The organism is Marivirga harenae, assembly GCF_030534335.1.
Lineage (GTDB): Bacteria > Bacteroidota > Bacteroidia > Cytophagales > Cyclobacteriaceae > Marivirga > Marivirga harenae.
The window spans coordinates 1,303,238-1,329,153 of sequence record NZ_CP130565.1; the positions used below are offsets into that span (position 1 = coordinate 1,303,238).

At 35.9% G+C, this 25,916-nt stretch carries 28 protein-coding genes and 1 tRNA gene; 13 read left to right on the forward strand and 16 right to left on the reverse strand.

Features of this window, described 5'->3' with window-relative positions; translation table 11 throughout:
* The gene (locus Q3Y49_RS05510; RefSeq protein ID WP_303271286.1) at nucleotides 1–360 is read right to left on the reverse strand and encodes a hypothetical protein; all 360 of its coding nucleotides are present in this window, start codon (nucleotides 358–360) and stop codon (nucleotides 1–3) included.
* Nucleotides 353–703: a carboxymuconolactone decarboxylase family protein gene (locus tag Q3Y49_RS05515; protein WP_303271287.1), complete on the reverse strand. Its 351-nt coding sequence runs from the start codon at nucleotides 701–703 to the stop codon at nucleotides 353–355. The genes Q3Y49_RS05510 and Q3Y49_RS05515 overlap by 8 nt, the downstream gene beginning before the upstream one ends.
* 389 nt (nucleotides 704–1,092) lie before the next feature.
* Between Q3Y49_RS05515 and Q3Y49_RS05520 the strand changes: the two genes are divergently transcribed.
* Nucleotides 1,093–1,584 carry a ComF family protein gene (locus Q3Y49_RS05520; protein WP_303271288.1) on the forward strand — a complete coding sequence of 164 codons (492 nt, stop codon included), beginning with the start codon at nucleotides 1,093–1,095 and terminating at the stop codon, nucleotides 1,582–1,584.
* A 1-nt stretch (nucleotide 1,585) separates the two neighbouring features.
* On the opposite strand, the gene Q3Y49_RS05525 is transcribed toward Q3Y49_RS05520, so the two are convergent.
* From Q3Y49_RS05525 to Q3Y49_RS05535, 3 genes are all read right to left on the reverse strand, one after another.
* Nucleotides 1,586–2,446: a substrate-binding periplasmic protein gene (locus tag Q3Y49_RS05525; protein WP_303271289.1), complete on the reverse strand. Its 861-nt coding sequence runs from the start codon at nucleotides 2,444–2,446 to the stop codon at nucleotides 1,586–1,588.
* Between the two features lie 354 nt (nucleotides 2,447–2,800).
* Nucleotides 2,801–3,166, reverse strand: a complete 366-nt coding sequence (locus Q3Y49_RS05530; RefSeq protein WP_303271290.1) for a hypothetical protein — start codon at nucleotides 3,164–3,166, stop codon at nucleotides 2,801–2,803.
* An 11-nt stretch (nucleotides 3,167–3,177) separates the two neighbouring features.
* Nucleotides 3,178–3,798 carry a nucleotide-binding protein gene (locus Q3Y49_RS05535; protein WP_303271291.1) on the reverse strand — a complete coding sequence of 207 codons (621 nt, stop codon included), beginning with the start codon at nucleotides 3,796–3,798 and terminating at the stop codon, nucleotides 3,178–3,180.
* A gap of 77 nt (nucleotides 3,799–3,875) precedes the next feature.
* On the opposite strand from Q3Y49_RS05535, the gene Q3Y49_RS05540 reads away from it, so the two are divergent.
* The 4 genes from Q3Y49_RS05540 to Q3Y49_RS05555 all read left to right on the forward strand — a co-directional run bounded on the left by Q3Y49_RS05540 (nucleotide 3,876) and on the right by Q3Y49_RS05555 (nucleotide 6,800).
* Nucleotides 3,876–4,475: a nitroreductase family protein gene (locus tag Q3Y49_RS05540; protein ID WP_303271292.1), complete on the forward strand. Its 600-nt coding sequence runs from the start codon at nucleotides 3,876–3,878 to the stop codon at nucleotides 4,473–4,475.
* Nucleotides 4,476–4,484: 9 nt separating this feature from the next.
* The gene (locus Q3Y49_RS05545) at nucleotides 4,485–5,063 is read left to right on the forward strand and encodes a methyltransferase family protein (RefSeq protein ID WP_303271293.1); all 579 of its coding nucleotides are present in this window, start codon (nucleotides 4,485–4,487) and stop codon (nucleotides 5,061–5,063) included.
* Between the two features lie 194 nt (nucleotides 5,064–5,257).
* Entirely contained in the window at nucleotides 5,258–6,013 is a 756-nt protein-coding gene (locus Q3Y49_RS05550) for a 2OG-Fe(II) oxygenase (RefSeq protein ID WP_303271294.1), read from the forward strand.
* 10 nt (nucleotides 6,014–6,023) lie between these two features.
* On the forward strand, nucleotides 6,024–6,800 hold the full coding sequence (locus Q3Y49_RS05555; protein WP_303271295.1) for a class I SAM-dependent methyltransferase: 777 nt from the start codon (nucleotides 6,024–6,026) through the stop codon (nucleotides 6,798–6,800).
* Nucleotides 6,801–6,809: 9 nt separating this feature from the next.
* On the opposite strand, the gene Q3Y49_RS05560 is transcribed toward Q3Y49_RS05555, so the two are convergent.
* The 5 genes from Q3Y49_RS05560 to asnB form a co-directional block, all read right to left on the reverse strand.
* Nucleotides 6,810–8,156, reverse strand: coding sequence for a deoxyguanosinetriphosphate triphosphohydrolase (locus Q3Y49_RS05560; protein WP_303271296.1), 1,347 nt, complete (start codon nucleotides 8,154–8,156; stop codon nucleotides 6,810–6,812).
* 143 nt (nucleotides 8,157–8,299) lie between these two features.
* Nucleotides 8,300–8,764: a hypothetical protein gene (locus Q3Y49_RS05565; protein ID WP_303271297.1), complete on the reverse strand. Its 465-nt coding sequence runs from the start codon at nucleotides 8,762–8,764 to the stop codon at nucleotides 8,300–8,302.
* Nucleotides 8,751–9,608 (reverse strand): 3-hydroxyacyl-CoA dehydrogenase NAD-binding domain-containing protein, encoded by an 858-nt coding sequence (locus tag Q3Y49_RS05570; RefSeq protein WP_303271298.1) that lies wholly within the window; start codon nucleotides 9,606–9,608, stop codon nucleotides 8,751–8,753. The genes Q3Y49_RS05565 and Q3Y49_RS05570 overlap by 14 nt, the downstream gene beginning before the upstream one ends.
* A 54-nt stretch (nucleotides 9,609–9,662) precedes the next feature.
* On the reverse strand, nucleotides 9,663–10,688 hold the full coding sequence (gene pheS / locus Q3Y49_RS05575; RefSeq protein WP_303271299.1) for a phenylalanine--tRNA ligase subunit alpha: 1,026 nt from the start codon (nucleotides 10,686–10,688) through the stop codon (nucleotides 9,663–9,665).
* A 206-nt stretch (nucleotides 10,689–10,894) separates the two neighbouring features.
* Entirely contained in the window at nucleotides 10,895–12,790 is a 1,896-nt protein-coding gene (asnB, locus tag Q3Y49_RS05580) for an asparagine synthase (glutamine-hydrolyzing) (protein ID WP_303271300.1), read from the reverse strand.
* 237 nt (nucleotides 12,791–13,027) lie between these two features.
* Here asnB and Q3Y49_RS05585 point away from each other — a divergent pair, with 237 nt between their 5' ends.
* Complete coding sequence (locus Q3Y49_RS05585; protein WP_303271301.1) at nucleotides 13,028–13,402, forward strand: BlaI/MecI/CopY family transcriptional regulator; 375 nt, start codon at nucleotides 13,028–13,030, stop codon at nucleotides 13,400–13,402.
* A gap of 73 nt (nucleotides 13,403–13,475) precedes the next feature.
* Nucleotides 13,476–14,783: a M56 family metallopeptidase gene (locus Q3Y49_RS05590; protein WP_303271302.1), complete on the forward strand. Its 1,308-nt coding sequence runs from the start codon at nucleotides 13,476–13,478 to the stop codon at nucleotides 14,781–14,783.
* Nucleotides 14,784–15,235: 452 nt separating this feature from the next.
* On the opposite strand, the gene Q3Y49_RS05595 is transcribed toward Q3Y49_RS05590, so the two are convergent.
* From Q3Y49_RS05595 to Q3Y49_RS05615, 5 genes are all read right to left on the reverse strand, one after another.
* Nucleotides 15,236–16,660, reverse strand: a complete 1,425-nt coding sequence (locus tag Q3Y49_RS05595) for a TolC family protein (RefSeq protein ID WP_303271303.1) — start codon at nucleotides 16,658–16,660, stop codon at nucleotides 15,236–15,238.
* On the reverse strand, nucleotides 16,657–18,033 hold the full coding sequence (locus tag Q3Y49_RS05600) for an HlyD family secretion protein (protein WP_303271304.1): 1,377 nt from the start codon (nucleotides 18,031–18,033) through the stop codon (nucleotides 16,657–16,659). Before Q3Y49_RS05600 ends, Q3Y49_RS05595 begins: the two co-directional genes overlap by 4 nt.
* Complete coding sequence (locus Q3Y49_RS05605) at nucleotides 18,026–19,759, reverse strand: peptidase domain-containing ABC transporter (RefSeq protein ID WP_303271305.1); 1,734 nt, start codon at nucleotides 19,757–19,759, stop codon at nucleotides 18,026–18,028. Before Q3Y49_RS05605 ends, Q3Y49_RS05600 begins: the two co-directional genes overlap by 8 nt.
* Before the next feature lie 2 nt (nucleotides 19,760–19,761).
* The gene (locus Q3Y49_RS05610) at nucleotides 19,762–20,439 is read right to left on the reverse strand and encodes a TetR/AcrR family transcriptional regulator (RefSeq protein ID WP_303271306.1); all 678 of its coding nucleotides are present in this window, start codon (nucleotides 20,437–20,439) and stop codon (nucleotides 19,762–19,764) included.
* Nucleotides 20,440–20,515: 76 nt separating this feature from the next.
* Entirely contained in the window at nucleotides 20,516–21,931 is a 1,416-nt protein-coding gene (locus Q3Y49_RS05615; RefSeq protein WP_303271307.1) for an FAD-binding oxidoreductase, read from the reverse strand.
* Between the two features lie 27 nt (nucleotides 21,932–21,958).
* Between Q3Y49_RS05615 and Q3Y49_RS05620 the strand changes: the two genes are divergently transcribed.
* The 6 genes from Q3Y49_RS05620 (at nucleotide 21,959) to purN (ending at nucleotide 25,120) form a co-directional block, all read left to right on the forward strand.
* Nucleotides 21,959–22,456 (forward strand): C40 family peptidase, encoded by a 498-nt coding sequence (locus Q3Y49_RS05620; protein ID WP_303271308.1) that lies wholly within the window; start codon nucleotides 21,959–21,961, stop codon nucleotides 22,454–22,456.
* 72 nt (nucleotides 22,457–22,528) lie between these two features.
* A tRNA-Ala gene (locus Q3Y49_RS05625) sits at nucleotides 22,529–22,602 on the forward strand.
* Nucleotides 22,603–22,657: 55 nt separating this feature from the next.
* Nucleotides 22,658–22,894 (forward strand): GIY-YIG nuclease family protein, encoded by a 237-nt coding sequence (locus Q3Y49_RS05630; RefSeq protein WP_303271309.1) that lies wholly within the window; start codon nucleotides 22,658–22,660, stop codon nucleotides 22,892–22,894.
* Nucleotides 22,895–23,130: 236 nt separating this feature from the next.
* Nucleotides 23,131–23,991, forward strand: coding sequence for a carboxylating nicotinate-nucleotide diphosphorylase (gene nadC, locus Q3Y49_RS05635; RefSeq protein ID WP_303271310.1), 861 nt, complete (start codon nucleotides 23,131–23,133; stop codon nucleotides 23,989–23,991).
* A 77-nt stretch (nucleotides 23,992–24,068) separates the two neighbouring features.
* Nucleotides 24,069–24,545, forward strand: a complete 477-nt coding sequence (locus Q3Y49_RS05640) for a YcxB family protein (protein ID WP_303271311.1) — start codon at nucleotides 24,069–24,071, stop codon at nucleotides 24,543–24,545.
* Nucleotides 24,542–25,120, forward strand: coding sequence for a phosphoribosylglycinamide formyltransferase (purN, locus tag Q3Y49_RS05645; protein WP_303271312.1), 579 nt, complete (start codon nucleotides 24,542–24,544; stop codon nucleotides 25,118–25,120). Before Q3Y49_RS05640 ends, purN begins: the two co-directional genes overlap by 4 nt.
* An 8-nt stretch (nucleotides 25,121–25,128) precedes the next feature.
* On the opposite strand, the gene Q3Y49_RS05650 is transcribed toward purN, so the two are convergent.
* Complete coding sequence (locus Q3Y49_RS05650) at nucleotides 25,129–25,710, reverse strand: hypothetical protein (RefSeq protein WP_303271313.1); 582 nt, start codon at nucleotides 25,708–25,710, stop codon at nucleotides 25,129–25,131.
* Nucleotides 25,711–25,916 lie beyond the last annotated feature (206 nt).

Here is a 25,916-nt window from a genome sequence, read left to right on the forward strand (position 1 = left end):
TTAAAATTCTAATCCGATTTCTTGTTCAAAGTACTCAATTACATGCATTTTAAGCAATTTTTCCTGTTCTAATAAGTCAAAATGTGGAAGATTTTTGATTAACTTCCAATGTGGCCATCCGTTGTTATCTACTCCTTCCAATTCATAAAAGCCAGAAAGACTTAATACTTTACAAATGGCAATATGCATTAAGTCTTGTTTTTCCTCCTTACTGAAATTATGAGGACCTTTTCCCAACTCTTGAACCCCAACTAAAAAGAGGATGGCATTCATGTCTTTTGGTTTTCTTCCAACAGCATCTTTCAAAGACAATCGTAGTGCTTGCCACTTTCTTTCAAGATCAAGGTCTTTTTTAATCATCAGCGGTTTCTTTCAAATATTCCCAATATTCTACCGCTCTTCTCAAATGAGGAATCACGATAGTTCCGCCAATTAAATTAGCGATTGAAAAAACTTCAAAAACTTGATCTTCCGTAACACCTAATTCAAAGCATTTTCCTAAGTGATAGCGCACGCAGTCATCACAACGCAAAACCATCGAAGAAGATAATCCAATCATTTCTTTAGTTTTTTTGTCTACACTACCTTCTGCAAAAGCATTTGTGTCAAGGTTGAATATACGCTTAAGGATTTTGTTATTGCTCCCCACGATTTTATCGTTCATTTTTGCGCGATATTCGTTGAATTCTTCTACTTTATTCATATATATTATTACTTCTGTTGCTTATAAGCCGGCCCGTAACTATTGAAGACTAACATTTGATAAAAAATTAACTTCCCACAGCATTAAATATAAACTTGTGTTTTTAATGTTGATTTCATAAATTAATTCTACTATCAGATTAAAAAATTATTTAACCCGCAAAGTTAGCCGTTGTGAACTTAGGAAACCAAAACTTTACCTTAATTGTATCAGATTTTTTGTCATTATTTTTCCCTAATTATTGCACCCTCTGCAATTTAACTTTATCGAAGTCCGAGAATCTGGTTTGTAGTCATTGTCTTTCAAACCTGAACAGAACGAATTTGCATCGTGATCAGCCAAATCAACTTCATAGACGATTTTTTGAAATTCCTAATCTACATTATGTTATGAGTTACACTTGGTTTCAAAAAGATACCGCAATTCAAGAACTTCTACATCAACTTAAGTATGAAGGAAACGAGGCGATAGGCCTTTTGTTGGGAGAATATTATGGGAAAGAATTATCTCAATACTTTTTTGGAGAATGGGATTTAATAACCACAGTGCCCATTCACTACAAAAAACAAAGAAAAAGAGGGTATAATCAAAGCGATCTTATTGCAGAGGGGATGAGTTTAGCTTTAAACATCCCGTTTGAGCCCCTTATTGTAAAGGCAGTCAATAAAAAAAGTCAAACCAAAAAGGACCGATTGGAAAGGTTTGATAATGTTGAATCAAGCTTTCAACTTCTTAACCCGAACAGGAGTTTGCGTGACAAGAATATCTTACTGGTTGATGATGTATTTACCACTGGGGCAACACTTCAAGCGAGTAGTCAACCATTAATAAGAGCGGGTGCTGAAATTTCCATTGCTACTATTGCCGCTACCAGAAGTTAGTTTACTCTTGATTAATTGAATTCAGCATTGCCACTACGTGAGTACCGAGCGATTCAGCTACTATTTTTTTATACTCCGTGCTACTTGTAAACCCACCATCTTTATTAAAGAATTCTGCTAATATAGGCTCCCAGTCGCTATTTATCGGCATAATGAAACCAAACTCCTCTCCTGTCTTATCTCCCGCAACGTGCCTCTTGATATTACTGACTTCTTCAATTGCGGTTAAGTAAGAGGAAAAATCCAGATAAGTAAAATAATTACTATTTTGATTTACTCTTTCATAACATTCCTTAAAGGAATTAACAGATTCAATTTTTAATTGAGGGAATGATCCAGCTTTTAATTCATGAGCTCTTTTTTCATGGGTAGTACCTTTTTGAACAATTAGGGTTTTGCCAGAAAATTCACTGGAAATATTACTAAAGCTCTTTAGATCTGGAACGGATTTATTAGTCAGCAATATAGATACGTTAGAAAAGAAAGAGGGGCTGAATTGCACTTCCTTCTTACGGGACTGTGTAATCGTGACATCGGCCAGTCCAAAGACTCCCCCGCTTCCGTTTTCAACACTTTGGTAGAATTCGGAGAAATCAACAGCATCTTGAGGTTGATGAACATTCACATCTAAGTTTACTTTATGTGTGCTTTCAACATATTCCACGAATTCATTCCAAATTTTAATGCATAAGCCATCTAATTCACCATTATTTTGGAAGATGAATTTGCCAGAATAGTTGTAAGTAACCGTGACTTCGCCAGTCCCTTTGGACTTAGTTTGTTTCCAGCTGTCCCCTGATAATTGTGAGTTTGCAGTATAACTTAAAAAAAATGCCGAGATAATTAATATTAGATTCTTCATATCTGTTAAGTTTATTGCTAATTTTTGAATATGAGTTTTATTCAATTTAAACAATTCTAATGTGAAATAAAACAGATATTGAATTGCTTTTGTTCTATTACCTATAGAAAGAGGACGTGAATAGGATTAGAAAAGTCTAATTTTATGTAAGTTGTAGAGCTTATTACATGGCAAAAGCAAACGTGATTTTCAATTAAAAGAATTATAATCTAATTTGGTCTAATTCAATAATTCGTTAATCGAAACTGTGCATGATTTTATATAGCGTGATAGATTAGTTAAGATTGCGCCTTGTTTTGAGTGGTTTTTATTCCATAGTAAGGAACAAATGCTGAGGGAAATAAGAATTTCTGATTATCTAAGTTTTTCCAATATTAAATCCTGATGTTGTAGATATACAATCAGGTTTTCTAATAATATGTCCGACCCTTCTTTTTCATCTTGTTGCGCCAATACTTTTTCACAAACCTTGTATAGCACTTGTCTAGATGATAAACCATGAATTTTGGCAGCTTTCAAAATGAATTTAGCAACCTCATCCTCGTGTAATGCTCCTTCGGGCAAATTGTCCAGTTTTTTGATTTCAGATTTTAAAGCTTCCACCTCGGCCAATTGAGTCGGTTTTTTAGATAAAAAATCTTTGCTCTCATCGCCAGAACCGGGAGCCTGGTTTTTCATAAATTCATTTAGGTCTTTCAATGTATCTTTTTTCTTAGCCATAGTCATTATTATTAAAGATGTGAAAGTATCGCTTTTGTGATAGGTAAAAACTCTTTTTCTGCTAAAATGGTACTGAAATTAGCAAAAATATTCTTTGCCGGAACTTTTACTTCCAAAATTTCAGCATCTAATTCCGAAAGAGCGTCCTTAACGGTATCAATTTTTGTGGCTGAGTGAACTCTGTTGGGCAATACCAATATTTTTAATTTTTCATTTTCTTTTAGAGCATATTTAATGTCTTCCACAGTTTGATAAGTTACTAACAAATCATTAGGTGTCAAACTTGTCGGGACAATCACTAAGTCACTACTTAAACTTAGTTTTTTAATGTGCTCATCTGTAGTTTTCCCGGCACTATCTATTATTATAAAATCCAGCTTTCGATTCTGTAGTTCTTTTATATCTTCCAAGGCCTTGTGGTCCTCAGAAGCGATAATTGGAAAAACAGCAGATTCTTTTGCTCCTGTTTTGTAAAGTTCCATTTTTCTCAAGGTATTGAGCGTGTAATTGGTGTCTGTCTCCAACATTGCCAAAGAATGTCCCAAACTGTGTAACATAGTGGCAAAATGAATAGCGCTAGTGGTTTTTCCCGTACCGCCCTTTCGTGAAATAAATGAAATTATTTTTGTCATAACAAAAAATGAATATCAATAAAAATACATAGCTGTAACCCTTTTTCCAAATCTAGGTTAAATTTGCAAAAAAGATAATGAAGAAAATTATTAATATAGAAGAATTTAACGAATTAATAAGGTCCAGAAGATCTATTTATCCAGCACAATATTCCGGTGAAAAAGTGAATGATCTTATTATTGAGCAAATGTTAGAAAACGCGAATTGGGCACCTAACCATAAACATACGGAACCATGGAGGTTTATAGTTTTTACTGATAAAGGCTTGGACCAGTTAGGTAAATTTCAATCTGATATTTATCAACAAGTATCTAAAGCAAAAGGGAGCTTTGATCAGGCTAAAATGGAGACCCTTAGAAATAAACCATTGATGGCATCGCATGTAATAGCCATTGGTATGAAAAGAGATGAAAAACAAAGCATTCCAGTTGAAGAAGAAATTTCTGCTGTTGCTTCTGCAGTACAAAATATGCAATTAACAGCTAGTGCATATGGTGTAGGTTGTTATTGGGGTTCAGGAGGAATCACTTATATGAAAGAAGCAAAAAACGCATTAGGATTAGAAGAAGATGACAAGTTAATGGGCTTTTTATATGTTGGCATGCCTAAAGAAGGCTTTTGGCCAGAAGGAAAAAGAAACCCAATGAATGACAAAGTAAACTGGGTAACTGGATAATTCGGACCTATGATTCAATATTGGGAATATTTACAGGTAGTAATTGCATGGTTAATTTTTGGAATTGCCCATTCAGTTTTGGCGTCTTCTCTAGTTAAGGAGAAGGTGAATTTAAGGCCACGTTCTTATCGCAGGCTGTATAATGTAATTTCAGTTTTTGCTGTACTATTTATTTTTTTATTAGGGAGCACAATTCAACCGGAATTTTTATTTCCAAAGGACCAAAGTAGTAAGGCAATTGGTTTGATTATTGCCACGTTTGGGTTTTTATTAGCGAAGTTGGCCTTTAAGCCGATTAGCTTTTCAGAATTCTTAGGAATTAAATCTGAAACAAATCAAAAGCTAATCACTCACGGTATTTATGGTAGAATGCGCCATCCACTTTACACCGCATTGATTTTAGGAATCGTAGGTTTTGTAGTTTTTAGCCCAACTTATACTAATTTGTTACATGCTATTTGCATCTCCTTTTACCTCTTCATTGGTATTCATTATGAGGAAAGGAGATTGATAGCACATTTTGGTAAAAAATACGAAGACTATAAAAGTAAAACTCCAATGCTATTTCCTACTTTCAGACGAAAATGACTGAAATAATAATGAGAGATTTTGGCACTTTTTAAAGTAAAAAAGGGTTTACTCATTTGATTGCACTTACATTTGGGCTCGTTAGTCGAAATATGTAAGGAAAACTGAAAAATTAACAGTGAAATATTTTACTTTTTATGTTAGCAAACTACATTTGAAGTGTATATTTGCGCCACGAAATTCTAAATTCCTTTATGGAACTTATTCAAAGTAAGCATTTTAGTCAAGAACAAATCGACCAGTACAGGGAAGAGTTTGAATCTTCCAAACCATTCCACCACCTTATCCTAGATGACTTTTTGTCAACAGAGGTAGCTGAAAAACTTCATAACTTCTTTCCAGAAGATGATCTTTTCAATAAGCCTAAAAAGGATAAGCATGAAAATAAGCTTGAGGGAGATAAATTTGAGGAATATCCTCGATTATTTAATCTCTTGAAGGAAGAAATTGCCCAGCCTAAATTTTTGGAACTTATCGAAAAGGTAACTGGCATCAAAAATGCTTTTATCACTAATGACGGTTTTGGAGTGGGAATTCAAAAAGGAAAGAAAGGTTCTTTTGAAGATGTACATGTAGATTTTAACATTCATCCAGAAAAAGATGTACAAAGAAGGCTTAATCTTCAGCTTTACTTAACTCCTAGGTGGAAACCCGAATGGAACGGGGCATTGGAAATGTGGAACGATTGTGTTTCCAAATGTAAAAAAGCGGTTTCATGTAGATTTAACCGGGCAGTAATTTTTGAAGTGAAAGACACTTCCTACTATGGGTATACCAAGCCCTTAGACTGTCCTGATAAAGAAGAAAGAAAAATGTTTTCTGCGACTTTTTATACCAAGAAAGAGAAAGAAGATATTGCTTTTCATGACACAATATTTCCGGAGCATCAAGAGGAAAAGCAACAACCAACATTTTTTGAGAGTATCAAAAAAGCTTTAAAAGTCAGCTAAGCAATAAATCATGGCCAACGTTTCAACTACGGAGATAACCTCCGACTCCATTGCATCCGATAACCCTATTCATCAGCGACTTTTGTCTGCCTATGTTTATGCTCAGCCGCAGGTTGAAGGCAGGTTATTAGAAATAGGATGTGGGACAGGAAGAGGGTTGGAGATTCTGGTCAATTCAGCTGATCATTATACTGGCATTGATAAATATAAAAGCTTAACAGACGAATTACAGGAAAAATATCCTCAGGCTGATTTCAAATCCATGCATATTCCGCCTTTGACAGGAATTAAGGATAATTCCTTTGATACTGTGGTTTCATTTCAGGTAATTGAGCATATAAAAGATGATGAAAGCTTCTTGAAAGAAATCTACAGAGTATTAAAGCCTGGGGGAAAAGCGATCATTTCCACACCCAATAAGAAAATGACTTTGACCAGAAATCCCTGGCATGTTCGCGAATACTTTGCTCATGAGTTAGTATCACTCTGCCAAACGATTTTTTCAAAAGTGGAAGCTAACGGCATTGCAGGAAATGATAAGGTAATGGATTATCATGAGAAGAACAGACAATCAGTCCAGAAGATTACCCGATTCGACATTTTGAATTTGCAATATCGCTTACCAGCGCCATTACTAAGGATTCCTTATGAGTTTTTGAACAGACTCAATAGAAATAAGCTAGATCAGGCAGATAACGCCCTTGTGAAATCAATCACAGTGGCGGATTATTTTGTAAATGAAAGTGCTGCGGAAAGCTTAGATTTATTTTACACCTTGGAAAAGTAAGTTAGCAACCTACTTCATTCCTGGCAAACTGATTCCTTTTAATTTCCTATAAAGATTTATTGCATATCGATCCGTCATTCCACTGATGTAATCAATGCAAATTAGACTGATTTCATAAAGACTGGCTGTATCGGTAATTAATTCCTGATAGGTTTCGGGCAATAATCTAAAAACAGTTAGATCTTTCTTGCTAGATTCTTCTATTCCTTTTTGTGCAATGGCCGCCCCCAAAAATTCTTCTAACAAGCCCTCCAAAACACGATGCCCAACAACTTCTGTCTGTAAAACTAAATGGGAACGATAAATTTTCTGAACCGAGACTTCGATAATATCACGTAAAACTCTTTTAGACGGCACCTGGCTCATCAATGAGGAGTCGAATTTTCCATTCAAAATGTCTTCTTCATTTGCTATGAATACTTCAGCACATTCATTAATAAGTTTGTTTATGCATAGCGCTCTTAAGTAAGCAATCTTCTCATTTTTGCCCTTTGTTTTTTCAAGCTTTTCAGGTAAGTAGGATTCACCTAGCACATTAGCTAACAAATCACGTGCTTGCTCATACGAAACCCAACCCAAACGGCAGCCGTCTTCCAAATCAATAACATGATAGCAAATGTCATCTGCGGCTTCTACCAAAAATGTTAATGGATGACGAACCCAACTCATTTCATTTGAAAGGCGAATCAATCCTAATTCATTCGCTAATTCTTCGAAATAGTGCTTCTCCGTTTGAAAAAAGCCATATTTCTTCTGACTTTTTCTACTGTTATCTTTTTCAAACAAATGGGCAGTTCTAGGATATTTACTAAAGGCGGCTAAAGTGCTATAAGTCAATTTTATCCCCCTATTATCGGGCCTGTGGAATAAACGGAACCCTTGAGCATTGCCTTCAAAATGCGTTAAATCTTCCCACTCTTCAACAGACACTTGTGATTGTATCCATTTTCCAAGTTGACTATTTTTGAAGAAAGCGGAGATGGCATCTTCCCCTGAATGACCGAATGGTGGGTTTCCTATGTCGTGAGCTAAAGAAGCGGCTGCAACTATCGCTCCGAAATCAAAAGATGAAAAGCCGGATTCTTGCAATTCAGCGTATTTTTCGACTATTGATTCGCCTACTTTTTTGCCCAATGAACGGCCCACACTACTTACTTCCAAGCTGTGCGTCAGCCGAGTATGAACAAAATCTTCCTCGGGTAAGGGAACCACCTGGGTTTTATCCTGCAATCTTCGGAAGGGATGAGAAAAAATAATTCTATCATAATCCTGCTCGAAAAATGAGCGTGCAGAAGATTGATTGGTATTGGTGCTTTGTTCTAAGCGATTTGGGTTTAGTAATTTTAGCCAGTTCATTTTTTTCATAGCTTAAAATTAATGGAAAGAATTGATTTTGGAATTATAGATTGAGTTAAAAAAAGAGCCAAGAGGCTCTCCCCAAAATGGAAGTAGTACGTACTTCCTAGAATAGGCCTATACATGTTAGGAAACAAAAGTTTTTACCTGTTCTCACTTCTAACAATAGTATTATCAATATATAAATTCCGTCCAGATAAACTAGTATAATATTCTCTCAATTTTCTGGGAGAAGGGCTATTGGTAGGATACCCACTTAAATTATAGAATGAATTTCCGCATTCGCATTCCAGATATTGTTGACCAGCATTCATGGACACTATTGAGCAATCTTTTTCTGGTTCGTAAGGACATGTTCTTTCAAAAGCAGCATAGTCATTTTCTGCTCTTTTGACTACAATCACTCCATTTAAGCCAACATCGGGTAAAATTACATTTTTCTCAAACTGCAGACTTTGATAGCTTACTAGATCAAGATTCAACGATAATTGAAAAGGATCTGGTAAAGGAAGTTCATCTACGAATACTTCAGGATTCTCTTCTCCACAGCTTAAAAACAGTAAAAAAGGTAATAATAGAACAAATGAAAATCTCTTAATTGTAATCATAAAATCCTTTGCCGCTTTTTCTTCCGTGGTGGCCGGCATCCACTTTTTGTTGTTGTATTCTGCTTGGTCTGAATTTACTATCGTAATAAAAAGACTCAAACATAGATTTGGTCACTGAAAAATTAGTATCTACACCAATCAAATCCATTAACCGAAAAGGACCCATTTTAAATCCCGAACTTTCCACTAATCTGTCTACTTGTTCAAAATCAGCCACATTTTCTTCGGCTATCTTCAGCGATTCAACATAAAAATGGCGCGCTACACGATTAACGATGAAACCGGGCGAATCTTTTGCCATCACGGCCTTTTTGCCCATTTTTTCAGCTAGGGCTTTAGTAGTTGCAGCAATTTCTGGATGTGTTGAGGCTCCAGAAATGATTTCCACTAATTTCATTATGTGAGCAGGATTGAAAAAATGCATCCCAACTAATCTTTCAGGATTTTGCAAGCCAGCGCCAATTTGCGTAATGGGAATGGAAGAAGTATTTGTGGCTAAAATAGTACTTTCTAAATTGATCTTTTCCAATTTACTGAAAAGGTCAATTTTTACCTGCAGTTTTTCTACAATGGCTTCAATAATGACATCAGCTTTCAGCTGTTCTAAATCAGAAATAAAACTGATGTTCGCTAAGCAAGCATCTTTTTGATCTTCTGAGACCTTTCCTTTTTCAATCCCCTTATCCAGGTTTTTTGTAATCGCTTTTTTGGCTTTGTCCAAAGCCGCTTCCTGAATATCAAATATTGTGGTTTTATAGCCGGCCATAGCACTCATTTGTGCAATTCCGGAACCCATGGTTCCTGCCCCTACTATGCCAATTGATTTGATTTCGTTTAATTTCATAATGCTTTGATATTTAAAACTAGAATGGTCTTTTTTCCAGAAAAGGTCTGAAGCTTAACTCAAATGCTTAAACTGATTTAAAAAGCGAACGTCATTTTCGGAGTAAAGTCTTAAATCATTTACTTGAAATTTCAACATGGCAATTCTTTCAATTCCCATCCCGAAAGCGAAGCCAGTATATTCTTCAGAATCAATTCCGCAATTTTCCAACACATTAGGGTCTATCATTCCAGAACCGAGAATTTCCACCCAGCCAGAATATTTACAAATATTGCAGCCTTTTCCCTTACAGATATTACAAGAAATATCCATTTCTGCACTTGGTTCCGTAAAAGGGAAATAGGATGGACGGAATCTTACTTTAGTGTCTTGCCCGAACAGCTCTTTAGCGAAATAATATAGGGTTTGCTTTAAATCCACCAAACCCACATTTTTGTCTACGAAGAATCCTTCCACCTGATGGAAAAAGCAATGTGCACGAGCAGAGATGGCCTCGTTTCTATAAACACGACCTGGCGCTAAGGTTCTGAAAGGTGGTTTTTGATTTTCCATCACCCTGATTTGAACAGATGAAGTGTGAGTTCTTAATGCAATATCCGGATTGCTTTCAATAAAGAAAGTATCCTGCATTTCACGAGCTGGGTGATTCTCAGGAAAGTTTAAGGCTGTGAAATTATGGAAATCGTCCTCTATTTCTGGACCATCTGCTACATTAAAGCCGATTTTTTGAAAAATCTCTACTATTCGATTGTGCACATAAGTCAATGGGTGAACAGTACCCAAATTAACATTGGGTGGCAAAGTCAAATCAATTGGGGCAGAAGACCTAGTTCCTGATTCCTTGCTTTCCAATCCAGCAATCAGTTCTTTAAACTTTTCTTCGGCCAGTTGTTTTACTTCATTCACTTCCTGACCGTAAGCTTTTCGGTCTTCAGGAGCAATATTTTTCATGTCAGCGAATAGATCGCCTAAAACGCTTTTACGACTAATGAATTTTAATCTATAAGCCTCCAGCTCTTCCTGCGTTTTGGCCGTTGCAGATGATATCTCTGCTTTAAATGCTCTTATCTTTTCAGACATTGAATTTATAATCAGTTTTCTCTAAAAAAACAAAGTTAAACGAAAATGGCGGAATATTAAATAAGAGGGAAGACTAGTTGGGATCATGATGTACTATTGCATTTACTCATTAAGAAATCTTAACCTTTGCGGACCACAAAAGAAACAAAGAACAAAAAAGATTTTTCGCTTTAGCGAAAAGTCATTCCTCGAGCTAGTGATAGAAATTAATTCATATACCCATCCCACCATTCTTGAAAAACAATCAGCGCCCAAACATGTGCGTGACTATCTTCAGGATTGCTCGAAAAGAGTTTTTTCTTTAAAGCTTGAATACCGTCCCAATCAAATACTTCTTGTGACTCAATTAATTCTTTACTGAGCCATTTTTCGTTGATCTCTGATTTTAAATCTTTTCGTAGCCAATCCAAAAGTGGCACCTCAAAGCCATGTTTTGGGCGATTGTAAATCTTTTCCGGCAATATATCACGGAAAGTATCTTGTAAAATCATTTTCTTTCTTTTGCCATTAGTTTTGAAAGTTTCGGGTAGGCTATTGGCAAAAGCTACTAACTCATGATCAAGAAAAGGAACACGAACTTCCAAAGCGTGTTGCATGCTCATCAAATCTACTTTCTGTAGCATATCGCCTTGCAACACCAATTCTTGGTCTAACTGTAAAGATTGGTTAATCGACTTAGAGGTTAGTGTTGAAAGCAAATTATCCTTTAAAAGATCAAAAGCTTCAAAGTCAATATCTTCTAGTACTGAATTGGATAGTAAGTCTGTTGTTTTTCGAACTGATTGTAAACTAGCCAATATCCAATATTGTGATTGTATATCCAGTTTTGAAGCGTCCGCAAATTTCTTCAATTGCCGAACTAAATTTCCTACGGGGTTATTTCTTGACTTGGGTAATATATTCCATAATGGACTTAGTGCGCTCACCAATTTTTCCTTTGCGCCCGGATGCCAAAGTTTATACAGTGCAGCATGCTTATTGTAGCCTGCAAAGAGTTCATCTGCCCCATCTCCTGAAAGAGCAACAGTCAGATTTTCTTTGGTCAGTTGACTTAAAGCATAAACGGGCAAGGCAGAACTATCGGCAAAAGGCTCGGAGAAGCTTTTAAGCATTTTGGGTAAATAGCCATATAAATCATCTGAGCTTAAAGAAAAAACTTGATGCTTGGACCCTATATGTTGGGCTACGGCATTGGCATATTCGGTTTCATCAAAAAATGAATGCCCTTTATAGCCAATGGAAAATGTATGCAAACCTGCCACTTTGTTAGAAGCGATCGCAGAAATAATAGATGAATCAACTCCTCCACTTAAAAAAGTACCTAAAGGAACATCCGCCACCAATCTTCTTTCCACAGCCTTTTCCATTTGTGCTTTAAGCTGATATTGAGCTTCTTGGTAAGAGCCTTCAAATGGATTCTCGAATGTTGTTTTCAATTCATAATAAGAATTGATTTCCACTGACTTCTTTTTGATAAGCGCGTATTGCCCAGGCATTAGTTTTTTAACCCCTTTCACCATACTCATAGGGGCAGGTAAATAATTCAATTGCAGATAAGTATAGAGCGAGTTCGTGTCAATATTTCTATCGATGCCAAATTTCAGAATGGCTTTGACTTCACTGCCAAATATAAAGCGGTCTTCATCTTCAAAGTAGTAGAATGGTTTAATGCCATATCGATCACGAGCAACCAACATTTCTTCTTTTTGCTGATCATAAAAAGCAAAAGCGAAGAATCCGTGCAATTGGTTTAACGCATCTTTCCCTTCATGAATCAGCAATTGCAAAAGTACTTCAGTATCAGACTCTGTTTCAAATTCTACTCCCTTAGAAATCAAATCTTGTCTAAGGCTTTTGTAATTATAAATTTCACCATTAAAAACCAATTGGTAGCGGCCATCATGAGCAGACATGGGTTGGTTAGCATTGGGATTTAGATCAATAATAGATAATCGCCTATGGCCTATAGCCACAAAATCCCCAACAAAGACTTTCTGAAAATCTGGCCCACGATGTTCTAAGGTTTCCGTAGCTATGGAAATATTGGGAAGGTTGAACCTGCCAATTTCATTAAATGCAAATACTCCTGTTATGCCGCACATGCTGCGAAGATAGTTAATAATTATTCGATAGAAGATAATGATTAAAACGGAATATTGAACATGAAAATATTTATAAAAGTGACTGCTGTGGAGTCAACAAGTTGCTGGTAGTTAATAGAACAACCGAATGCCATAATTGGACTGGTTAGCTCACTAAGTGGCACAAAAAAGCTAAAAAACTTTGCTTTCTACAAAATATGTTCTATGTTTGTAGAACAAGGTATTAAAACATAGAACATGAAGCTGTCAGAAACAGAGGAGAAATTAATGGACTTAATATGGATGCATGAAAAAGTGTTCATGAAGGATTTAATTGATCATCATCCTGATCCAAAACCTGCGAAGTCAACAATCGCTACTTTGTTGAAGCGAATGCAACAAAAAGGCTTTGTAGGATATAATTTATTTGGAAATTCCAGACAATATTATGCATTGATTAGTAAGGCAGATTACTTCTCAAATCGCCTAGGCAATATGGTTAAAAATTATTTTGATGATTCTGCTCTCAAGTTTGCCTCATTTTTTACAAGTACCAGAAAAATGAGCTATGAAGAGCTAGAAAAATTAAGGAATATCATTGATTTAGAAATGAAACAAAAGAAAGATGATTAATTATCTGATTCAATTCACTTTGTGCTCTGGATTGTTTATTTCAGTCTATATGATGCTCCTTCAAAATGAGAGGATGCACAAATTTAACAGGCTATACTTACTTTTCAGTTTAGTGGCTTCAATGTCCATACCTACTTTAAATCTAGAAAGCCAAATCAATTTGTTGCAAAAAGCAGAAGGAACGGTAAGCACAAACATTGAATACGTTGGTAAAGAAGGAATTATGACCACTTCAACTTCTGAAAAATACCAATCAATAGTTAAAGCGCTATTTTCACTTTATTTGATTGTTTCAATAGTGCTCATATCACGCTTTTTGATACTAAACTGTATTATGATCAACAAGATTTTAGGCGCTAAAGCTAAATCTCTAAAAGACATTAAGCTTATAGTAGTTAGTGGAGAACAAGCTCCTTATAGTTATTGGAATTACATTTTTGTAAATCAGAAAGATCATGGTCAAGGGATAAAAAATGAAATATTTGAACATGAGCGAGCACATATCAAACAAAAGCATACGCTAGACATCCTCCTTATAGAGTTAATAATAGCTTTCTTTTGGTGTAACCCTTTTTTATATTTTTATAGAAATGCGATTCGTCTGAATCATGAATTTCTAGCCGACAGGGAAGTTTTAAATAAGGCTAATAATACAGCTCAGTATGCTGAATTGATATTAGAACATATAGTGTTGGCTAATAATCCAAAAATGAATAATCCATTATCGAGCTCATTTAACTATTTAAAAACCAAAAAAAGATTAATTATGATGACCAAGAACTATTCAAAATCGCGAATTTTAATAAAGCAAATATTAATAATACCTATCGTAGCTTTGGCTATCCTGTTATTCAGCAACAATTCTATTGCTCAAAAAACAGTTTCCACTGAAAATAAGACGGTATCAAAACAAGGAACTGATAGCGATCCGGACTTGCAATTCGCTTTTGACCAAATCATCAATAAATATATAATAAAAACTGAAAACGGGAATTCTTCACTTAATATAAGTTTCACAGAAGAAGAAAAGAAAAGATTACATGATATTTATTTAAAAATGTCGTCAAAACAGCAGGAAATGCAAATAGTAAAATTTAGTAAGAGAAGATATGAAAAAAATACTCCGACTATCAGTCAGTTTGAGGAGTGGAAAGACCCTGAGAAGTATGGTATATGGATAGATAATACAAGGATCAATAATGATGAGCTAAGGAATTTTTCAAATGCAGACTTTTCTCACTACTTTCTCAGTAAATTAGAAAAAAATGCAATGAATTACGGCAAACATGTTTTCCAATTGAATTTGATGTCAAATGAGAGATTTGAAATTCTTAATAATAGTCAAGACATTCGGATTAGACCAAATAATGTAAATAAGTAGAGATTGGATCCGAAGGACGAAGATGCTTTTCTCCAAGGCAGATAGTTTGCAATGATAAGGGAACATATATTGCACTCGCAGGACTAATAATTGGAGTAAAGTCTCAGATTGGAGTGCCTTGGATGAACGGAATTAGAAATGCTTCACTGTTTAAATTATTAATCCTACTTGGGCAAAGATTATTTTTATTATATACCGACAATGTATAGGCCCCGATGTCAGCCAAACCAATAGGTTTAAGTTTAGAATTCAATTGCTTCATTTTTTTGAGACCACGTATTTATGTCGGCTAAAAACCTTTTGAAGTACCTAAGAGTATTTTATATGCATTCTGATTTTCATCAAGCTAAGGAATTAGTAATTAAATAGAAGCCTGGTAGAGGCTCCTTTAAGCTACAAGAAAAAGATATTCCGTTGAATTAAACGTTGAATTATACTGTTATTTTTACTGATCAATTGGAAACCCATAGCTCAGGCTTTGCTCCTAAGCTGTGCAACCATTGGCGATAATACAATCTGTATTTAGCTTGAAGCTCTATGTATTTCATGCGCGCATTGACTAAACTCATTTGTCTATAGTTGATGAGGAAAATACTGCTTTCCCCAATTTCGAACTTCCGTAGTTCTGCTTCTAGTAATCCTTCATATTGAGTAACCACATTTTGATAGGTTTCAAGCTGTTGAGCAATATTTTCGAAAGTATTTTCATATTGTCTCGCTTTATTACGAATAGATAATTGCTTTTGCTGAAGCTCGAAATTAGTGTTTTCCAATTTGATTTCATTCATGCGCAGTTCGCCTCTTGGCTGTCTTAAAAGTAAAGGCATGCTGAAACTTAAACCCCAATTGTAATTGTCCAGATTTTGGATTTCACTAATATCACCCGCTGGATCTTGTAATAGGTTGTATTCTAGATTTAGTTTTGGTTTTAGTTTTTCCCGTTTTAGTCTATTGTCAATTTGTAGATTTTGAATTTTATATTCACTTTCTCTAATAGCTGGATGCTCCTGTATGAATATGGGCAGACTAGCTCTTAGACTGTCGATTTTATTTTGGGAAATACTGTTAATATCCGAAGCTTTTATATCTGTTTCCACAATGGGTTGATTGTTGCCCCAAAGAAATGTAAACAGATTTAATTTTGCATTGGCTAAATCTACTTCCAATTGCTGGTTTTGAATTGTGAGGTTTTGCAATTGGATTGAGGCTTCTAAAGTATCTACCGCTGGTTTGTCCCCTTGCTCAAAAGATATTTTATAATTCTCAAAATTATCTTCCGCTAATTCAATAGCTTCTTCAATTACGTTTTTTTGATATTGAAATTTGGCGAAGTGCCAATAATAATTACTTGCTTCTAACAAAATGTCTATCAAGAGAAGCTGCGCTTCATTTTCAAATGCCCTTCTATCTACAAAGGCTTTTTGCAAGGCTGCTCTTCTATCATCAATAAAGAGACCCTGCAAAACAGGAACGCTTACGCCCGCATACCACAATCCAGCATTTGGCAGAGTAGATTCGTTGCTTAAAAATTCTCCAGCCGTATAATCATATCCTCCCTGGAAGGTAATACCTGTTCTAGTCGCTAAGCTAATTCCAGATTCACTATATTGATAGTAATTCTTTTGGTCGTAGTATTTTTGTTTATTCTTGGAGAAAAGTTCCGGGTCAAAATTTCCTCTGGCCGCCATTACCGCAAAGTCTCCCATTTGTTTTAGGTTTTCGGCCTGTTGAATTAAGGGATGATTTTGCATTACCAGCTGTAAGAAATCTTGTTCACTTAGTTTTTCTTGATTAAGCGTTTCCTGCGCTTGCGCTGAATGCAGAATTGTTACCAGGCAAAGGAATGTGATTAAAATATGTTTTACACTAAACATCATTTCTTAGCTTTTCCGTCAAGTTTGTTTTTTTCACTGGAGGTGCCGGTATTTTCAGGCGTATAGAAATTTGGCGGAAATCCATTAATCTGCCTCCATATTTCATACCAAACAGGTACGATATCTAACAAGGCTAATCCGTTTGTACCACCACCAACTCTAAGCGCATCTGGCCATTCTGGTTCATCAGGATCTTGAGCAATCAAGATTCTGTATTTCCCATTGGGGCTGATGAACCGATCAATAGCTACAACTTCTCCACCAAATGTACCATAGGTAATTATAGGCCAACCAGAAAATACGATTGAAGGCCAGCCGTCAAATATCAATCTGACCTCATTACCCACATTAAAGAGAGGTAGGTCTCTCGGCATGATGTACATTTCTACAGCATAGTCAATGTTGGCAGGCATTATAGAGACTAAAGATTCACCCGCTTTAATGTTCTCTCCTATACCTGTGCTGACTGCTCTTGTAATATATCCATCTTGAGGTGCAGTTACATAATAAAAACCAAATCGAACTTGATAATTGGTCAATTGGTTTTCCATTTTAACTACTTCTGCCTGGGCATCTTGCAATGTTGATCTGGTACTAAATAAATCTGAGCGTGCTTTCTGTAATTTATCAGTATACTCGTTATAGACCGAATTCAATTCAATTTTGGCATTGAGATATTGGTTTCTACTGCTCAGTAACTTACTTTCCATACTGATCTTTTTGGCTAAGGATTCCTGGTATTTATTCGTCCTCATTTCCAAGTCAGTCAAAGATTTCAAACCTTCATCATAGAGCTCTCTTTGACGACCCAATTGCTTATCAGCAATACTCAAATTTGTTTGAGCAGCTTCATAATCAATGCTGTCGGCTTGGATTTTTAATTCTGCTTGACGCAAATAGTTTTTTGCCTGACTAAGTTTCAGTCCTCTATTTTCTTCTATGGCCTTAATTTGGCTTTGAAGTGCTTCTATTTTTTCTTGATAAAACCCTAGCGCTTGCCTTTTAGCAGAAATCTGTTCTTGAGTTCTTTCGAGTAGTTGAGGATCAAAATACTCATCTTTTATTTCTCGGATAAATATGATAGTATCTCCTTTAGCTACGTAATCACCTTCTTGTACATACCACTCTTCAATTCTTCCATCAATCATTGAATTCAAATCTTGAGGACGGTGCATCGGAGAAAGAGCCGTTACTTGTCCGTTTCCTCGAATGTTTTGAGTCCAGGGCAGGAAAGCGACACCTAAAACAAGTAAGAAGAAAATAAGGAGCAAGCGCTTCAATATTTTATCCGCACGTATTTCTTTGAACATGCTAAAGGTAGAGTACCTTTTGGTATCTACTTTATCTTTTATGGAATATGGACTTATATTAAGCATCTTTATTTAAAACTATTTTTTCAAACCATTTATGATTTTTGACCTCTTGACCAGCTATATCGTGAACGATCTCGCCTTTGTCCATCCCGATCACTCGATCGCATTTTTCCAACACTCTGATATCATTGCTGATCATAAGTACAGTTCTTGGATTGTCTTTAGTGCAAAGAAAATCTGTGAACTTATGCTTTTCCTCTTGAGACATCATTCCGAATACGTCTTCCCAAAGAATTAATGTTTTCTGTCCTAAAATGCCTCTAGTCCACAGAATCTGTTGCTTTATTTGTTTTGGGAAAGTTCGGTCTCCAGGGAAAACCATCTTCTGATAGCCTTCCGGCTCAGTTTCCATATACTTGTCTAAACCAGTGATTTCTGCGGCTTTCTGAATTTCTTGAAGGCTACTTAGCGGAGAGCCAATACTAATATTTTCTTCTATGGTGCCAAGAAAAATTCCTCCCGAATTCATACAGTCCCCAATATGTCTTCTTACTTCCGAAATATTGAGGTCCCTTAAAGCAGTCCCATTAAACATGATATTGCCTTTGTAATTGCCGTACCAACCAGAGATTAACTGGATTAAAATGGACTTCCCAGCATTGGCAGTGCCTGAAATCCCTATTTTTTCTCCGGAATTAATATCAAGATTAACTTTATTTAAGAAAATATGCTCAGAATCGTGCTCTTGCAATTTTATGTCTCGCAACTTGATATGCATTCCCTCTGCGTTGTTTAGAGGTTGAACCCCAGAAATAAACTCCTCTAATGGTTTATCAGTGACCACCGCTAATTTTTCCACTGCTGTTAAAACATCGTAAACGGATTCTATGGTAAAGATGATCTTTTCAACGGAATTAATTATTAAGATTACTATAATCTCTGCAGCAACAAATTGTCCAATGTTCATCTGTTGCTCAATCACTAAGATACCTCCAATCAATAAAAGCCCCGCAGCTACAACGGCTTTGAAACCAATCATTAATGAGAATTGATTGATGATAACGTTGAAATGAGACCTTCGTGCATTCACATAATTTTGGGTATTAGAATTGTTTTTCTCTAAAGGAAGAGAAGAGTCACCCGCCATTTTGAAACTTTCTACATTTCTGGCCAATTCCTCTAGCCAATGTGCTGTTTGGTATTTGTAATTTGATTCTTTTAAACTCGTTTTAAGACCTTTAGGTCCAGTCAAACGCACGATTAAGAATATAAGAATGATTAAGAAAAAGGAAAATATAATGAAGAAAGGGTGATAAAACGAAATTAATGCTAACCCAAATATAATCTGGAAGAAAGCCGTTGAAAAATCAATTAGGATTTTTGCTAAACCTTTTTGCACAGACATTGTGTCGAAAAAGCGGTTGATTAACTCCGGCAAATATTCTTGACGGACTTCATCAATTTTGAATCTTGGAATCCTATAGGCAAATTCAAAGGATGCCCGGGTAAATATTTTCTGCTGCAGAACTTCATTTATCGTTAATTGCCGAACTTGCAATATGCCATTAATAATGATCCCTAAGATCACTAAAAAGACCAATATTATCCATGAAGTGCTGACCTGGCCACCCATAATTAGGTTTATAATGGCCTGAATTCCTAGGGGAAGTGAAAGACTAATTAAACCTGCGAAAATAGCATAAATGTAGATGGTAAAAACCAGGCTCTTTTCAGGCTGCAATAGGTTTAGAAACCTTTTAAATGGGTGTACTTTAAAGTTGTCTGCCATTTTTAATTCTTCAAGTTTTTAAGAATAATCTGATAAAAAACATTTGAAAGTTCGTCTCTGTCATACTGTATGTCAGATAGAGAGGGCATATGTAATGCAAAATACTGCTGATGTAAAATTCCAACAATACTGGTAGATGCAAGCGTATTGGCATAGCTAAAGTCTGGATTTATTTCAATCATTATGTCTGCCAATCTCTTAGAAACCTTTTTAAAAGTTAGAAAGAGTCCAAATTGGTTTTCTTTATCCACTTCCTTGGTTAAATATGCCTTTGAAGATTCTGATATTACAATGTTGATCAATTGCTGAAAATTAAGAGCGCTAATGCTTTTATCTTCCTCATCAGGTTTACAAATAACTTCTACTGCCCTTCTTAATTTTGAATCCGGACTTGTGAGGTTATTTGTTTGAAAAGCGAGTTGGAGGTCAATCCAGCTCCAATACCAATTATAGAAATACAATAAAAGTTTGTGCTTGCTTTCGAAATAGCGATAGATAGAGCTTTCCGTGGTGCATAATGCTTTGGCCAACTTGCCGAAAGTAAAACTCTCCAATCCCATATCATCTATCATTTCTAAAGACTGGGAAAGGATTTTTCTCCCTAATTCTGATGAATCAGGATCTTTTTGGAATAAATGAGGGTTAAGTTCGATTTTAATAGAAGAAAGTAAATTATCCACCGCTTGTTTTTTTACACGCAATATTAAAAGTAATACTATCGAAAAACGGATAAATGCTCATCTTGTTTAAAAAATCTTAAAATATTTTTTCTGGGTTTAAAATATTATTTGGGTCAAATACATTTTTAATACCTCGCATCAAATCTAATTTCACATCGCCCATTGCCATTTGCATATATGGTCTTTTGGCGATACCAATTCCATGTTCACCAGAAAGAGTGCCTCCTAAGCGAACTACTTCTTCAAAGATTTCACCAATCCCTTCGTTTACTTCGTTATTCCAGTAGTTATCGCTCAAGTTTTCTTTCATAATATTGATGTGTAGGTTTCCGTCTCCGGCATGACCATAGCAAACTGAATTGAAGCCATATTTTTCACCTACATTTTTTATAAAAACAATCAAGGCAGGTAGATTTCCTCTGGGGACTACTACATCCTCCGCTTTTGTGAGTGAATAAGCATTTACCGCAGGGCTTACATTTCTTCTTAATTTCCACAGTTCATCCTTTTGGGCTTGAGTATCGGCAAACAGCACTTCTCCTCCGGTATCAAATTCATCCAATACGTTTAATATGACTTCGGCTTCATTCATCATAACTTCCTCGTCATTCCCGTCTAGCTCAATTAGTAAGTGAGCTTTTACATGCTCGGGCAAATCAACACTCACCGTTTCACCCATTTCGTTTTGAATGTAAGCTTGAGTTTTCACAATGGCATCTCTTTCCATAAACTCCATTCCAGAAGGAGCCACACCAGCTTTGAAAATAGCCGCAATAGCTCTGCAGGCCTCTTCATTACTGGTAAATGGAGCTAATAAAGTGACATCCTTTTTTGGATAAGGACGTAATTTGAAAACTATTTTAGTAATGATTCCTAATGTGCCTTCACTTCCACACATTAATTGAGTTAGGTTATATCCAGTACTATTTTTCAATACATTAGCGGCTGTCCAAATGATCTCCCCATTAGGTAAAACGACCTCCATATTTAAAACATAGTCTCGGGTTACGCCATATTTCACAGCTTTGGGTCCTCCTGCATTTTCAGCCAAATTCCCACCTAAAAAGCAAGTGCCTTTACTAGATGGGTCAGGAGGATAAAATAATCCTTTTTCTTTAACAGCATTTTGAAAAACTTCCGTTATAACTCCGGGCTCAACCGTAGCTTGTAAATTTAATTCATCAATGGATAATATTTTATTGAACTTTTCCATGCTGATAACCACCCCTTTTTTGGTCGGGAGAGCGCCCCCACTGAGCCCCGTACCACCTCCTCTGGGAGTTACAGGGATCAAATGCTCATTACATTTTTTCATAATGGCACTGATTTCTTTAGCAGTTGAAGGTTTTAATACCACATCCGGCATGAAAGAATAGTCCTCAGTATGATCGTGAGAATATTTGTATTTGTCCTCATCTTGCAAAAAGGCATTTTTTGCACCTACAATGCTGACCAATTCCTCAAAAATGCTTTGATTTGTAACCGTATCCATGAATTAATTGATTTCTGATCTTGAATTATGCTTCAACACAAATTTAGGAAAATATATTCCAACCAGCTGATTTTATTATTATTGATTGTAGTTTTCCTATCAGGATGTGCGGCAAGTAAGAAAAGAAAAGTTAGAGAGAGGCGATTGGATATTATAATCCAAACCGCCCGTTCGTACACGGGAACACCCTACAAATGGGGAGGAGTAAATAGGTCAGGAATGGATTGCTCCGGTTTATTATATGTTAGTTTTAAGGCAGGAGATGTTAATATTCCAAGAGTTTCAAGAGACCAAGCTAAGGTTGGGAAGAAAGTGAAATTCAGACAACTTGAAGAGGGCGATGTGGTCTTTTTTGCAATGGGCAAAAGAAGGAGAAAAATTACTCATGCCGGATTAATAACAGAAGTTCGGGCTAAAGATGATGTGCGATTTATACATGCTTCTTCAAGTGTAGGTGTTGTGGAAGCTAATATTTATACTGATTACTATAAAAAGAAATTCAGGAAAGCGCGTAGGTATTTTTAGAAATGGATTTTTTGTCTAGCTTTGCAAGCCTTAAATGGTAGCTCACTACCGTTGAGCCACTTTTTACAGAATGGGGCATTAGCTCAGCTGGCTAGAGCGCTACGCTGGCAGCGTAGAGGTCATCGGTTCGACTCCGATATGCTCCACAAAGCTACTTCGATAGAAGTAGCTTTTCTTTTTTCAACCAACCCTAAAATTGTCATGAAATATTTTGTCTATATCCTTTATTCAGAAAAGTGTGATAGGTATTATGTAGGACATTCGGATAATCTGGATAGAAGATTCGATGAGCATAATTCAGGAAGAGGAGGAAAATATACGGCAAGATGTAAGCAATGGGAATTGGTTTATACGGAGTGTTATGAAAGCAGGGGTTCAGCGGTCGAGCGTGAATTTGAGATTAAAAAAAGAAGAGCAGGAAATATTTTGAAGATCTAATTAAAAAATAGAGAAGAGGCATTGGTTCATCAGCTGGCCGGGGCGTCCCGATGCCGTGCAACGGGAAGGTCATCGGTTTCCTGGCTTTCTTCGGGACGGGCGACCACCGATATGCTCCACAAAGCTACTTTGAAAGGGGTAGCTTTTTTAAGCTTACATTTAAAATTAAAGCTAGTCATTATGTTATTAATAACTTGATGACCTTACCTTTGCCTTAATAACTAAACACAAGAATCTTGGCCTATCAATATTTAACCGAAGAGAATATTAACCAATTTATAAAAAGCGCTTTAGAGGAAGATATCCGTGAAGGAGACCATTCATCATTAGCATCTATTCCCAAAGGAACCCAAAATACTGCTCAGCTCATTATTAAAGATGATGGTGTTCTAGCAGGAGTTGAAATGGCAAGACACATTTTTAAGGCTGTTGATCCACATTTAACACTGGACATTTTCAAAAAGGATGGAGAGCGTGTAAAAAAGGGGGATATTGGGATGAAAGTTAGTGGTGAAGCCTCTTCCATTTTGACTGCAGAGCGACTAGTTTTAAACTGTCTGCAAAGAATGAGCGGGATTGCAACTTATACTCATAATTTAAATCAGTTAATTGCTCACACTTCCACAAAGCTTCTTGATACCCGGAAAACTACCCCAAATTTTAGGATTGCAGAAAAATGGGCGGTAAAAATAGGCGGAGGGCAAAACCATCGCTTCGGCCTTTTTGATATGGTAATGCTCAAGGACAACCACAATGATTTTGCTGGAGGAATAACAGCTTCAGTAAACTCAACAAGACAGTACTTAAAGTACAAAGGCCTTGATTTGAGAATTGAAGTAGAGACCAGGAATATTAAAGAGGTAAAAGAGGCGCTTTCCGTTGGAGGCGTGGACGTTATCATGTTAGATAATATGTCCGTAGAAATGATGAAAGAAGCCGTCCAAATAATTGGTAATCAATGTGAAACGGAGGCTTCAGGAGGAATAACAGAGGATACTATAGTCCCTATTGCCGAGACTGGTGTAAACTTCATTTCAGTAGGTGCTTTAACGCATTCTTATAAAAGTTTAGACATCAGTTTGAAAGCAGTTTCCTGAAACCATAAAAATGAGATATATTTGCAGACCCAATCAATGGGAGGTTAAAATTTATTTAAGAAAATAGAATTGCAGCAATGCTAGTTAAAACAAAAAAATATAAGCTGGATAACGGCACATACATTAAAACAGGCTTGAAAAATATTGTGAAGGAACAATGGTGGGTTTTTTTAATTGCCCTTGCCATATGTTCTGGTTACGCATGGATTCCCAATATCTGGTGGTTTATAGGATCATTCATAGCCTTATTGTTATATTTCCTTTTTTGGTTAATTCAGTTTGCCGGGGTAACGCAATTAGATCAATACAAAATATTATTTGAAAGGCTTTCTTATGAAATCAGCTCCCAACAAATTCTCATTAAATTAAATACCAAACAAGGTATGCCCATCAAATGGGATCAAATTAAATCAGCCAAAGTAGGGAAAAATGCATTTACTCTTGTGTTATCTAAAGCGCAATTTGTTTATCTCCCTTTTAAAGTATTCAAAACAGAAAATGAAAAGAAATTTGTGGAAACTATTTTGAGAAGGAAGGAATTGGTTAAATCATGACCGATCCTAAAAACATAGCTGTTTTGGCTTCTGGTTCTGGAAGCAATGCAGAAAAAATTATTCAGTATTTTAAAAATCATAAGATTATTAATGTGTCTTGTGTCATTACAAACAATGAAAATGCTGGAGCCATCGAAAGAGCTGAAAAAGCGAATGTTCCTTCAAGATATTTTTCAAAAACGGACTTTGAAAATCCTGAATATATTCTTCGGTATTTGAAAACAAATAAGGTTGATTTTATTGTCCTTGCAGGATTTCTATTAAAAATTGCTCCAGAAATAATAGCGGAATACCCAGATAGAATTATTAACATTCATCCGGCACTTTTACCAAAATATGGAGGTAAAGGAATGTATGGTCATTTTGTGCATGAAGCTGTAATCCTAAATAAAGAGGAAGAAAGTGGCATTACCATTCACTTGGTCAATGAAAACTATGATGAGGGAGAAATAATTTTTCAAGCTAAATGCAGTATATCTCCACAGATGGGCGCAAAGCAATTGTCTGCCAAAGTTCAGCAATTAGAACATCAGCATTTTCCTAAAGTTATTGAGGAGTTTTTGGAAAAGCACTAAAGAGGTTATTATTCCTTGCTAAAAAGCTTCTCAACCAGATCAGAAAAGTTTTCTGGTTCAGAATACAATCTGTCCGAATAAACACTCGCCATTATTTTTAAGAAGTGAGGTTTTTCATCGTGAAGGATCAATTCCAAACTAATATTTCCAAATCTTTGGTCAATGGGGGGCTCCATTTGAATGGGTGGTTTTAAATAGTACATTTCTTTAGTTAAAACTCTATCCTGCTCGGCTGTCACCTTTCTATTGGAACCTGATTGCCTATAACCAAGTGATAAAACCTGTTTTTTAAAATGTTCTAATAGCATTTTATAATCTGAATCTAATAAGCTGCTGCAATTGGCGATTGCAAAGCCATTGGCTTTCTCACTTTGGAATAGGGCAATCGGGATTGGGTCTTTAATATCTGTTTTTTTTAAGTGGTATGCCCTGAATATCTTATCCAATATTTCATTGCTAACATCTGAGGAATGCCAATCCTCGTAAGAATTAAATTCATTTTGGCTTCTTTTTAAAACCTCATTTGAGAGGATCACATTTTTTTTCTCTTTAGGAAATATTTTATTTACGATTTGATTAAAGAATGACATTCAAATTGCTTTATAAATTGAGAGTTAAATTTTAGATTGCTTTTGTCAGTAACACATTATAAGTCTGAAAGATTAGTAAAATGCAGATATTCTCAAAAAATTCTTATTCTTTAACGGACAAAGTTATTTCAAAATAGGCTACTAATTCTACAGTTCGATCCTCCCTTCAAGGAAGTTTTATCTAAAAGCCGCAATATATAAGCACT